An 11,646-nucleotide genomic window follows, 5' to 3' on the forward strand; every position below is an offset into this window, starting at 1 on the left:
TTATGTCCCTCGGTATGTCGAATAACCGTACGGATTTAAGAGCATCGGTACGTGATATTTTCTTTCAGTATTTTTGATATTGAAGATGATGGGAGTATTCATGAAGAAATGCTCTTCACCTTTGAAGTAATCTTCCACCATAAATGTTAAGCGATAAACACCCGCCACCTTCGGACAATCAAAAACGATTCTTCCATCAGCATTGGTTTTATCAGTGGCGATTTTATTCCAAGAAGTTCCTTCTTGTTTTTCCAGCGTCACGGCCACGTCTTTTGCCGCCACACCTTTTGTTGTGTCTAGAATGTGAGTGCTAATCATAGTTCCTCTTATTTAAACTTGAGTGCCAATGAAGGTACGCCCTTATCAGTCACATCAATTTCTTGAGTTGTTGTTCCAAAGACCTCATGCCAGGCCTCAATAGTATAATGCCCTACTGGAAGCTTCGGCAGGGTAAATTCACCTTTTGCATCTGTTACGTCATAAAAAGGATGATCCATGATCGCCACATAGGCCCCCATCCATGGATGAACCGAACACTTGGCCTGCAAAAAGATCTCAGGTTTTGTGAAGACCTTGGTCTCACGCTGATTCTTCTTTGGCATGGCCATATTAAATTTCTGATTCTCTTTCGTAACTGATCGGACGTTGTGAAAAATAGGGTCTGAGTTAATGAAGGTCACTTTCTGACCGACACGAGCGGCCGCCACACGTGGGTGATACATGCAGCCTTTTTGATCGAGTTCAACTTCAGAAGTCGGCACGGCCCCTGGATCTTTTCCTTCCTGGCCTTTAATGACTCTTACGAGCACATTTTCCACTTTCCCATCATTCACTATGACTTCATTTGAATAAACCTCACCTTCCCCTGGTCTTTGACAACCGGCCGGAAGATTGAGTTTTTTTCCTCTTGGAGGTGTTCCATCAAAAGTCACCAAACCTTTCACATCAAAAGTCTTCGAATTGGTTGATGCCGACGGTTTTACTTCTTCAACTTTCACTTCCACTGGCATGGCCGCGGACTGTTCAGGTTCATGAATATGGGTATCAACCACAGTGGTAGTTCCTGTATCTGGTTGCGAGAAGACAATCACACCGGCGATAAGAGCGATCCCCACTACAGCGGCCGTCATAGAACGTTTAGGGTTTTGCAATCTAACCACAAAGTACTCGCGAATCGCCGCTCCACCAGCACTGATTAAAAGCAAGATAAGCCAGTTGTATTCATGCCCGTAGGTATTCGGGAAGTGATTTGAAAGCATGATAAAAATCACCGGCAACGTCAGATAAGTATTGTGAGTAGAACGATTTTTAGCGTTCTTTCCCCAGTCCTGGTTTACAGGCTCACCTTTCTTCGATGCCTCAACCATTAAAACCTGGCGAGGGATAATTCGCATAAAAACATTGGCCGTCATCCAGGTCCCCATCATCCCACCGATGTGAATGTAGGCCGCACGACCGCTTAGAGTGTGACAAAGAAAATACGACATCCCCACCAGCCACACCATCGTAAGAATATGTCCCACAATTGGTTTAGAACGAATGAATTGATTCTCCCAAACGCTATCGTAGAAAAACCACGAACCAAAAATAGTGAATAAGCTGATCCCTACCCCTTGCCAATAAGTGATCTTGGAAACCATCTCATCCAAGAGGAAAGTTCCGTCACCGGTATAGAAAATAAGTACGATCAAAAACATCCCACTCATCCAGGTCCAGTAAGATTCCCATTTAAACCAGTGAAGTCGCTCCGGCACTTTGGTGGGCCCCATTAGAAGTTTTTCCACGTGATAAAAGCCACCACCGTGAACCATCCATACTTCACCAACATGTCCGGCATTTTTAGAGTCGGGATTTTTTTCGAAGCTTCGATCAAGCCACATAAAGAAAATGGAAGTTCCAATCCAAGTCACCGCGACGGTGATGTGAAGCCAGCGAGCGAGTAACAAAATCCAATCGAACAAATCTTGATTCATGGTTTCCTCAGCTTGATCAAATAAGAGTGATATTTAATCAAATTTGGAAATAGAATGCAAAATTCTAGAGGCTTCGTTTCAAATCTAAAGTTTGCGCTGAGGTTGCGTTGGAATTAATCGAAGGAATTTTTTTGAAAATGTATAAGGCAGGAGTTACTCCATGACGCCCAATTAAGGGCGCCTTGAATAAAGGAGTTTCATGGAGGAAATAATTAGGGTGTTACTGCTAATTCTTCTTATCCTACAACTTGTTGTAGTTTTAAGATTTAGTTAGCAGGCTTTAGGGGATATGTTGAGAGCATATCCCCACCTATTTATTTTTTCATTCTAGAACTATTTTTAACTGAACACAATGTCCAAAAGGTGCCAGGTAAGACGATCTTAACCGTTACGATTTACGTTGTTCAGATCTTCGAACGCCACTTTTAAGCGCTTCACGAAGTTCTCTTCACCCTTACGAAGCCATACACGTGGATCGTAGTATTTCTTGTTAGGAGCTTCCGGACCTTCAGGGTTACCAAGCTGCCCTTGAAGGTAGGCTTCTTTTTCTTTGTAGAAGTTCTTAATCCCTTCCCACATCGCCCACTGCATATCCGTGTCGATGTTCATCTTGATCACACCGTAGTCAATCGCTTCACGGATTTCAGATTGAAGTGAACCTGAACCACCGTGGAAAACGAAATTAACCGGCTTCACACCAGTGCCATATTTCTTCTGCACGAACTCTTGCGAGTTATGAAGAATGATCGGAGATAGTTTTACGTTACCTGGCTTATAAACCCCGTGAACGTTACCGAATGAAGCGGCCACCGAGAAGTTTGAACCAATCTCGCGCAGATGAGAGTAAGCATAGGCCACGTCTTCCGGTTGAGTATAAAGTTTAGAACTGTCGATTCCAGAGTTATCAACGCCATCTTCCTCTCCACCAGTCACACCAAGCTCAATCTCAATACCGGTTTCAATGGCATTCATGCGCTTAAAGTATTTAGCAGAAATTTCTACGTTCTCCTCAAGTGACTCTTCTGAAAGATCCAGCATGTGAGAAGAGAAAAGAGGTTTCTTATGAGTTTTGTAGTAGGCCTCACCCGCATCAAGCATTCCATCAATCCATGGAAGAAGTTTTTTAGCCGCATGATCGGTGTGAACCACAACCGGCACACCATAGGCCTCGGCCATCATATGAATGTGGTGAGCACCAGAAATGGCACCAAGTGCGGCCGCTCTATCGTTATCAAGTTTTAAACTTTTACCGGCAAAGAATTGGCCACCACCGTTAGAGAATTGGATGATCACTGGCGAGTTCACCGCTTTAGCAGTCTCAAGCACAGCGTTTACAGAGTTCGTACCAACAACGTTAACCGCAGGGAGCGCGAATTTGTTTTCTTTGGCGTATTGGTAAAGATCCTGCAGGGCCTTACCATAAACAATTCCTGGTTTAAATTTCATGATCGAATCCTTTGTTTAAGACTGAAAAATTGTATTAAAATCAGGATGTATTGAAAAGGAATCGCTATGGCACAGACGCAATTAAACCTTGTTAACTACTTTAATCAACTCCTGACTCCAGGACTCTTCGAGGACTATGCTCCGAATGGTCTTCAGGTTGATGGTAAAACCACTCTGAAACGTCTCGCATTCGCAGTATCTGCCACTCAGGATTCAATTCAAAAGGCAATTGCCTGGGGCGCTGATGGTCTGGTAGTGCATCACGGTATTTTTTGGAAGCATCAAGGGGCCCGCACCATAACTGGTGGCTGGGGAGAAAGAGTTAAACTTTGTGTCAAAAATGATCTGAATCTTTTCGCCTACCATCTTCCTCTGGATGCTCATCCTGAAGTGGGAAATGCGGCCGCAGTGGCCAATGAACTGGGTCTATCAAACCAGGCCCCATTCGCCCTTCATAAACGCCAGCCTCTAGGGATTAAGGGCGAATTCACAACTCCTCTTACAGCTTTAGAACTAAAAACAAAACTCGCTAAGATTCTCAATCATCAGGTGATTCTCGCCTCTCCCGATGAAAATAAAAAAGTGAAATCCATCGGTATCATCACCGGTGGGGCCAACAATGAATGGATCAAGTCTCTGGAAGATGGCCTTGATGCTTATCTCACGGGTGAAATCTCGGAGTACAACTGGCATGATGCCATTGAAGCCGGCATTCACTACTATGCCGGTGGCCACCACGCCACTGAGAGATTCGGCACCATCGCGCTTATGAATCGAGTGAAGAAAGACTTACCTGATATGGAAGTCACTTTCTTTGATTCGGAAAATCCAGCTTGAAAAAAGACCTGCCTCTCATTCTCTTCTTTCTCATTCTGGGTTACCTCATCTATGAAGGTAACCAAGATGGTAAAGGGGCCAAGGGCCTCATGGATAGAATCGTCGGTAAGGCCGTAAATCCTCCCTATGAAAGTGATTTTGAAAAAGGACTTCCCTCGGAATACTCTCCCGCTGATCCCCATCAATTTGCCAATGAAGAGAAACTCGTCGGCGATCTCAATTTTCGCAGGCAGCGTATGCTGGAACAAATGCGTCTTGAAGTGGAAGAATTTAAAAAGTTAAAGGACTACGAGGGTGCTGACCGGGAAGAATTCCAAAAGCTCAGACAATACCATGAAGAACAGATTGGTGAACTTAATCGCCTTCATCACAACCTGCGCGAACAGTATCGTCTTCGTAAAGAAGAAGATGCTGTTCGCAACAAAGATCTAAGATAGATTATTTTTTAATCAGGAAGTACTGCTCACCGAAGTCATTCAGATTGTAAGCAGTTAATTCGGCCAGTGGACCGTAGCCGAAGTATAGGTCACAGCGAGCGTTACCACGAATGGCGCCACCGGTGTCTTGAGAGATGAAGAAACGAGAGAATGGAACCTTAACCACTTTTCCGTTTGCATCCACGTGAGTCGCTTTCACAGCTTTCACGAAGTTAATCATCCCCATTGTTTTATAAATACGACTGTCGATCGCCAGAGAGCGGTTCTCAGTCAAAGGAATGTTATTCAGTCCTACCGGTTCTTGATCAGACTCTTTGAAGTAAACGTAAGAAGGACAAGACCCGAAAACTTCTTCTTCTTTTTCAGGATGCTCTTCTAAGAATCGACGCTGTCCTGGAATACCAGCGTCCCCTGGCTGAAGGTAACCCTGGGCCATCATATAGTGATAAACCATTTTGAACGGCTGAGAGTTTTTTCCGTCGTAACTTAGGTATTTAACTTCTTTGTTTCCGTTAGCATCGAATACGTTAATACGTCCGCCGCCTTGAACGTGAAGAAGGTACAGATCATAGAAAGACTCTTCTACCCAGAAGATCTCGTAACCACGGCCAGCTAGAGCACCTTTATAATCAATCGCTACACGTGTGTAGTTATCGTGGGGTGCTTCTGGTTTACGGTAAATAGCACGTTTAAATCTTTCAGTTGGAACACGTGAACCGTGAAGGTCTGGAGAATAGTAAGACGTGAACTTCGTTTGCGCGCGTTTCTTATTTTTGCCCGCAACCGGAACATAGATCGCAAATTGCGAGTTCATGGCCGCATTGAACTGATCCAAGCAAGCAGTGGCCGGATTTGTTCTCTGGCAAAGTAGGGCCTTCTTAGCGAGGTCACGAAGAAGAACTAAAGAATCTCTTAGAACAGTTTTAGGATATAGCTTTGTCCCAAACTTGATTTGACCTTTAAGGCCAATGCGATCGAAAGAGGCCAGTTGGCGCTCAATCGCTAAATCTAAATTTTCAAATTGTAGATCATCAGAAAAAGAAACTGACTGCTGTAAGCGTACAGTTGGTGTTACTTCCTGGGCGAAGATGAGGCCAGAATAGAGGGCCACAAATGCGATAATTAGCTTCACTTGAACCTACCAAAATTAATGTTATAAAGGTTAGGTTAGGATTTCCTGACTAACTCTGTCAAAACTTATTCTCTTACAAACGTTTACCCATGAAAAGAATGGGTACCCCTCGAAACGGTAGCTCCGACTCAAAGTCAAAGCCAAGCTTTTTATAGAAATTTCGATTCGCCGAATCAGACCCAGTCATGATGTGAAGACCCGCGATTTTACTTGCTTTAAGTTCCCCTTCTAAGGCCTTAACTAACTGACTTCCCAGTCCCATTCCGCGAGATTCATGATGACAATTAATATGAAGGTGGGCGGGATACTCATTAAAAAGTGCTTCAAATGCTTTCAAATGGGGCTGAATTTTACATAGCTCAGTGTCTGTACTCTTAGGTGCGGCAACTATGTAACCTAAGACCTTGTCCCCCAGGATTCCCACCCAGGCCAGCTCCGGGTAATGACGTAAATAAAAACCCACGTACTTTTCAAAGAAGGCGTCACGCTCAATCTCATCTTTGAACTCTTTGCGAGTAGAGCTTTCAAAGAAGATCTCTCTTACCTGGAGCAGAACCTCTGCTCGATCTTTAACTGCGAGGAAAGGAACTACAGACGCTGACATAGGTTCCATACCTGATACTTGGCGCGGAAAGGAGGATCAATATGTTTCACATCTTTGACGGCCTCAAAACGGTAAAGATGAATCCAATCCGGAAGATAATCTTCAATCATCTTCATCAGAGGAAGATCAGGATTTTTTTGAAGAAGTTGTTTGGTGGTGAAATACCAATCAAAAAGTTTCTCGAAATTTTCTGTATCTCGAATCTCCTCAAACTCTCCATGAAAGGTCTCTGGGAGAATTTTTTGAAAACTTTTTGAGCTTTGGGCCCAACGGGCAAGCCTTCTGGCAGAATCACTCCCGACCGAAAAGTACTCTCTCCAACTCTCATAAGGAATGTCCGTCCATTCAAGGGCCACAATCCAGGCCTCGTGCCGTTTTGGATCTGAAAGGACTTTTTTGACCTCATCAAGCTTCGGCAAGACTGAAGGATCAAGCGGAAGTCTCATCTCCGGATGACGTTCTTTTTCTTTAAGTATTCTCCCCAAAAAGCCAACCTGATGAAGGGATTTCTGCATCTCAGTCCAGAGATAGTTTGGAGTGAATCCATCTACTCTCATCTGATCCAGAACTTTTTTAAGTTCAGGGGAGAATTGAAATTGATATTTTTCAGCAAACCGATGGGCCCGTAAAAAGCGCACAGGATCTTTTCCAAAATCGGGCCCCGCGAAATGCAGGACTTTTTCTCGAAGATGGCGAAGGCCCTCTAAAGGATCTAGGTGCTCGATGTCTTTTTTCGTCTTAAAACGAAATCCCATGGCATTGATGGTGAAGTCACGTCTTTGAACCGCTTCTTCAAAAGGAAGTTTAAAAATAAACTCGGCGGTAAAATTACTGTGATGGTTTTTATCTTCTTCGAAGTGTTCTTTACGTGGTGGCGAGAACTCTAATTGAAATCCCTCTGCTTCAAGACGAATGATCTCATAAGGAAGTGAAGTCACTTTCCCAAACCGAGAGAGGTCCTTTGCAAGTTGCTTCCATTGATCTTTATTAAAGGCGATGGTCTCGTGTGAAAGTTCAATGTCCCAGTCTTTTCCGGTTGAACCAAAAAGAAAAAAATCTCTGACCGCACCACCAACCAAAGTTGGAACATGGCCATGCAAATAGAGTTCGTCCAAAAGTGCCGGAAAAAAAGAAGGGAGTTCTGATTCTAATTTTTTCTTATCGAAATTCACGAGAGGTCCTCTTCCACCTATTATGGAAGTGGAACCCCCGCGAGTCAATTATAAGTCTTTTGCTGCTTCGTGAAGATACTTGTAAAGCTCTTTAATCTTATAGCTTTGCGCTTCGTCAGCATGGAACGCGAATGAAACCTTGTTACTGAAAATCTCGAACTCTTTACCCACTGTTTTAAGATTCGATTTCATGTTCGAGCGCTGAAGAACGTGAGTGGGAACCACTGCCACACCCAAACCGCCATTCACGGCCTGAAGCATTTGTCCGAATGAATTCACCACCAGTCGAGGCTTCACATTTCTAGGAACCACTCCGAACTTTTCACGACACCAGCGATAGAAATTTGGATCATTGTTTTCATAAAAAATGATCGGGATATTCAGAATGTCTTTAAGTTCTGTTTTATTAGTAATGTTGAATTTTTCTGAGAACACAAGTGTCGTGTGCTCAGTATGAAGATCCAGCTTCTCAGCAAACGCTGGAACCAGATGCTCCGGCATGATCAAACAATCAATCTCATGCTGCTCGAATTTTTTAATAATTGTCTCTGGGAAATCCATCGAAAGACGGACTTCCAGTTCCGGATACTGAGAAAGAAATCCCAGCATACGACTCGAAAGCCAAGTTTTACCAAGACCATAAAGAGAGCCCACGTGGAGTCTTCCTTTGATCTCGTGATTTTCTAAGTGAATTTGTTCAATTGTTTCTTCAATACGTTTGAAGTATTGTTTTGCTACCTTCGCTAGTCTCATCCCACTCTCAGTGAGATTTACTGATTTCCCCTGACGAGTCACAACCGAGAAGCCGACCTTACTTTCAAGGTTTTTCAGGGCCTGAGACACCGCACTCTGAGTAACATTCAGTTCCTCAGCGGCCTTGGAAATATTCTCATTTTGAGACAGGGCAATCAGCACCTGCAGCATGGATGTTTCAATCATATTTATACCTTATATATAATATTAGTGTAACTAATATGTTTTGCAACATATTGTAAATAGGAAAGTATTTCAGGGTTAAAAATAATTAATAAAACGAATGGGTTGCGAGGATGACGTGGTTAGAAAGAAGGGCCGGAGTTATCTCCGGCCTCTCATAATTTGATCCGTATAACGAAAACTCACATCCGCAATGCCGCCTAGAACCAGCATCTCATGCATTACTAAGCGCTCATAATTCCCTCTGGCACCCCGTCTCGCCCGCATCCAATCCAACTGCCACTCTTGCTGACCGATATAAAGAAAGATCTGACTGTTTTGTTGATGGCTTCGAACCATTTGATTGCGCTCATTCATCAGAATCTGTTCCGTCACTTGAACATTTTCAATTGTAAGACGATTCCGAATGAAGCCCACGACCCGAAATCCGAACATGTTTTTTAATTCATTGTCATAGACACGCAAAAGCTCCTGCCCCGTTCTCACAAAGTCACGGCGAAACTCTTCTTCTTCAAGAGCGGTATAGGATGATATGCCCGCTACCGACTTAGTAGATTTCCCTGACGAGTTCTTCTTCCCGCAGGAAATAAGCGCTAGAAGTGTAAACATGAGTATAAATAGTTTCATAGTGTCCCTCCGAAATGTCTCGATGAGGGCATATATGCAAATTTCTGACCGATTGGATCAATCGTGATTTCGGATGGATTACACAGCGCAAGGTGCGGTTTAGGAGGATCAGGTTGGCACTCTCACTTTCTCCAGCGAAAGTGGATAAAAAAAAGGGCCAGCATTAGCTGGCCCTTATTATTCTTTCGAATGGAAAATAGCTTATTCAGCACGCTCGTTAAGCTTGTCTTTACGAGAAGCGATAACTTTTTCTTGAACGTTTGATGGACACTGCTCATATTTAGCGAATTCCATCGAGTAACCAGCTTTACCAGCTGTACCTGAACGTAGAACTGTCGCGTATCCGAACATTTCTGAAAGTGGAACGTGAGCGTTAATAACAGCGTCACCAGTATCAGTTGTTTCAGATCCAAGAATTACACCACGGCGAGAAGATAAGTCACCGATTACGAAACCTTGGTAGTCTTGCGGAGTTTCTACTTCAACCTTCATGATAGGCTCAAGGATAACTGGGTTAGCGTTCTTAATAGCATCTCTCATCGCCATACGAGCAGCGATACGGAATGCCATATCAGATGAATCCACGTCGTGGTACTGACCGTCTTGTAGGTAAGCATCTACGCCGATTACTGGGAACGCAGCAAGAGGACCCTTGTTCATAACGTCACCGAAACCACGGTCACAAGAAGGGATGAATTCGTTAGGAATTACACCACCCTTAATTTCGTTGTTGAAACGGTAAACTTGGTCTTCACGCTCTTTGCGGTCGTCAGTAAGAGGTTTAATCATACCAGCAACTTTTGCGAACTGACCCGAACCACCCGTTTGCTTCTTGTGTGTGTATTCAAGCTTAGCAGAACCACGGATTGTTTCACGGTAGTTAACCTGTGGAGCACCGATTTCTACTTCAGCTTTGTACTCACGCTTAAGACGCTCAACGTAGATCTCTAGGTGAAGCTCACCCATACCTGCGATACGTGTTTCACCAGATTCTTCATCTGTGAAAAGGTGGAACGTAGGGTCTTCTTTAATGAAGCGGGCAAGACCTTTAGACATACGAGCTTGCATTTCCTTATCTTTAGCTTTGATTGAAAGCTCGATAACTGGAATAGGTACGTGCATACCTTCACAAGATAGGTGCTCTAGGTTTCCATCTTCATTTACGAAAGTATCACCCGAAGCACAGTCAACACCGATCATCGCGATGATGTCACCAGCTGATGCTGAATCGATGTTTTCACGATCGTTAGAGTTCATACGAACGATACGACCTACACGTACGCGTTTCTTCGTACGAGTATTGATTAGAGTGTCACCCTTGTTAAGAGTACCTTGGTAAATACGAGTATAAGTCAGCTGACCGAATTGTTCGTCAGTGATCTTGAACGCCATACATACTAGACCTTTGTCGAACTCAGGAAGAAGGTCAACCTTCTCACCAGTCTTAGAGTCGATAGCTTTAGAGTGCTCAGCAGTTACCGGAGATGGTAAGTAACGAGCAACAGCGTTTAGAAGAAGTTGAACACCTTTGTTTTTGAAAGCTGAACCCATGAATACTGGAGTGAAAGCTAGTGACTGAACACCTTTCTTAACTGCAGCGTGGATTTGCTCTTCAGATACATCTTTACCATCAAGGATGGCTTCCATCATGTTGTCATCAAAAGCTGAAACAACATCTAGCATTTCTTCACGAGCTTTTGTCGCTTGATCTACTAGTTCACCAGGAATTGCTTCCTCGCGAACGATTTCACCGTTATCGCCGTCAAAGTAGTAGGCCTTCATAGTGATTAGGTCTACGCAACCTTTGAAGTTTTCTTCAGCACCAATAGGAACTTGCATAAGAACAGCGTTGTGACCAAGCTTCTCTTTAAGAGCTTTTACACCGTTCCAAGGGTTAGCGCCCATACGGTCCATCTTGTTAAGGAAGGCCATACGAGGAACGCGGTAACGCTTCATCTGACGGTCTACAGTGATTGACTGAGACTGTACACCTGCTACTGAACAAAGAACTAGGATCGCGCCGTCAAGAACGCGAAGTGAACGCTCTACTTCTACCGTAAAGTCCACGTGTCCCGGAGTATCAATCAAGTTGATCTTGATGTTTTTCTCATCACCTTCAGCGTACTTGATACCTTTCTTATCAATACCCATCCATTCAACAGTTGTAGCTGCTGATGTAATTGTAATACCTTTTTCACGCTCAAGCTCCATGTGGTCCATGGTTGCGCCGGCGCCGCCGCCTTTAACGTCTTCGATCTTGTGGATCTTAGAACAGTAGAAAAGGATGCGTTCTGATAGTGTTGTCTTACCAGAGTCAATGTGGGCAGAAATCCCAATGTTTCTAGTTTTAGACAGGTTCTTGTCGATACTCATCTGTACTCCAAATAAAGTTAGAGGGTCCTATATAAAAAAATTTTAGCCTGCATCATAATGAAGGCCCAGCTTATCGTCAATTGTTTTCGCCCACTTGAATCGCTTTTTG

Annotated in this window: 11 protein-coding genes; 2 read left to right on the forward strand and 9 right to left on the reverse strand. The window is 43.8% G+C overall.

Translation table 11 applies throughout. The annotated features are described in order from the left end of the window. The 3 genes from uraH to fbaA all read right to left on the reverse strand — a co-directional run bounded on the left by uraH (position 1) and on the right by fbaA (position 3,419). Positions 1-318 (reverse strand): hydroxyisourate hydrolase, encoded by a 318-nt coding sequence (gene uraH / locus ACJVC5_RS16850; RefSeq protein ID WP_408096706.1) that lies wholly within the window; start codon positions 316-318, stop codon positions 1-3. Between the two features lie 8 nt (positions 319-326). Continuing rightward, entirely contained in the window at positions 327-1,973 is a 1,647-nt protein-coding gene (locus ACJVC5_RS16855) for a urate hydroxylase PuuD (protein WP_408096707.1), read from the reverse strand. Between the two features lie 381 nt (positions 1,974-2,354). After that, positions 2,355-3,419, reverse strand: a complete 1,065-nt coding sequence (gene fbaA, locus ACJVC5_RS16860) for a class II fructose-bisphosphate aldolase (RefSeq protein WP_408096708.1) — start codon at positions 3,417-3,419, stop codon at positions 2,355-2,357. 66 nt (positions 3,420-3,485) lie between these two features. Here fbaA and ACJVC5_RS16865 point away from each other — a divergent pair, with 66 nt between their 5' ends. Together ACJVC5_RS16865 and ACJVC5_RS16870 are read left to right on the forward strand one after the other, a co-directional pair. Then, entirely contained in the window at positions 3,486-4,256 is a 771-nt protein-coding gene (locus tag ACJVC5_RS16865; protein ID WP_408096709.1) for a Nif3-like dinuclear metal center hexameric protein, read from the forward strand. Further along, positions 4,253-4,693 (forward strand): hypothetical protein, encoded by a 441-nt coding sequence (locus tag ACJVC5_RS16870; protein ID WP_408096710.1) that lies wholly within the window; start codon positions 4,253-4,255, stop codon positions 4,691-4,693. The genes ACJVC5_RS16865 and ACJVC5_RS16870 overlap by 4 nt, the downstream gene beginning before the upstream one ends. 1 nt (position 4,694) lies before the next feature. Here the strand turns inward: ACJVC5_RS16870 and ACJVC5_RS16875 are convergent, their stop codons facing one another. The 6 genes from ACJVC5_RS16875 to fusA form a co-directional block, all read right to left on the reverse strand. Further along, on the reverse strand, positions 4,695-5,825 hold the full coding sequence (locus tag ACJVC5_RS16875; protein ID WP_408096711.1) for an MltA domain-containing protein: 1,131 nt from the start codon (positions 5,823-5,825) through the stop codon (positions 4,695-4,697). 73 nt (positions 5,826-5,898) lie between these two features. Continuing rightward, positions 5,899-6,429, reverse strand: coding sequence for a GNAT family N-acetyltransferase (locus ACJVC5_RS16880; protein WP_408096712.1), 531 nt, complete (start codon positions 6,427-6,429; stop codon positions 5,899-5,901). Beyond that, positions 6,414-7,601, reverse strand: coding sequence for a hypothetical protein (locus ACJVC5_RS16885; RefSeq protein ID WP_408096713.1), 1,188 nt, complete (start codon positions 7,599-7,601; stop codon positions 6,414-6,416). Before ACJVC5_RS16885 ends, ACJVC5_RS16880 begins: the two co-directional genes overlap by 16 nt. A gap of 48 nt (positions 7,602-7,649) precedes the next feature. Continuing rightward, the gene (locus tag ACJVC5_RS16890) at positions 7,650-8,540 is read right to left on the reverse strand and encodes a LysR family transcriptional regulator (RefSeq protein ID WP_408096714.1); all 891 of its coding nucleotides are present in this window, start codon (positions 8,538-8,540) and stop codon (positions 7,650-7,652) included. A gap of 138 nt (positions 8,541-8,678) precedes the next feature. Beyond that, positions 8,679-9,164 (reverse strand): hypothetical protein, encoded by a 486-nt coding sequence (locus ACJVC5_RS16895; RefSeq protein WP_408096715.1) that lies wholly within the window; start codon positions 9,162-9,164, stop codon positions 8,679-8,681. A gap of 201 nt (positions 9,165-9,365) precedes the next feature. Continuing rightward, positions 9,366-11,537: an elongation factor G gene (gene fusA, locus ACJVC5_RS16900; protein ID WP_408096716.1), complete on the reverse strand. Its 2,172-nt coding sequence runs from the start codon at positions 11,535-11,537 to the stop codon at positions 9,366-9,368. Positions 11,538-11,646 lie beyond the last annotated feature (109 nt).

This window comes from Peredibacter sp. HCB2-198 (genome assembly GCF_045999315.1).
Taxonomy (GTDB): domain Bacteria; phylum Bdellovibrionota; class Bacteriovoracia; order Bacteriovoracales; family Bacteriovoracaceae; genus Peredibacter.

Coding starts and splice junctions, on each gene's coding strand:
- fbaA (WP_408096708.1), bottom strand. CDS start 3,419: ATGAAATTTAAACCAGGAATTGTTTATGGTAAGGCCCTGCAGGATCTT.
- ACJVC5_RS16855 (WP_408096707.1), bottom strand. CDS start 1,973: ATGAATCAAGATTTGTTCGATTGGATTTTGTTACTCGCTCGCTGGCTT.
- ACJVC5_RS16865 (WP_408096709.1), top strand. CDS start 3,486: ATGGCACAGACGCAATTAAACCTTGTTAACTACTTTAATCAACTCCTG.
- ACJVC5_RS16895 (WP_408096715.1), bottom strand. CDS start 9,164: ATGAAACTATTTATACTCATGTTTACACTTCTAGCGCTTATTTCCTGC.
- uraH (WP_408096706.1), bottom strand. CDS start 318: ATGATTAGCACTCACATTCTAGACACAACAAAAGGTGTGGCGGCAAAA.
- fusA (WP_408096716.1), bottom strand. CDS start 11,537: ATGAGTATCGACAAGAACCTGTCTAAAACTAGAAACATTGGGATTTCT.
- ACJVC5_RS16880 (WP_408096712.1), bottom strand. CDS start 6,429: ATGTCAGCGTCTGTAGTTCCTTTCCTCGCAGTTAAAGATCGAGCAGAG.
- ACJVC5_RS16890 (WP_408096714.1), bottom strand. CDS start 8,540: ATGATTGAAACATCCATGCTGCAGGTGCTGATTGCCCTGTCTCAAAAT.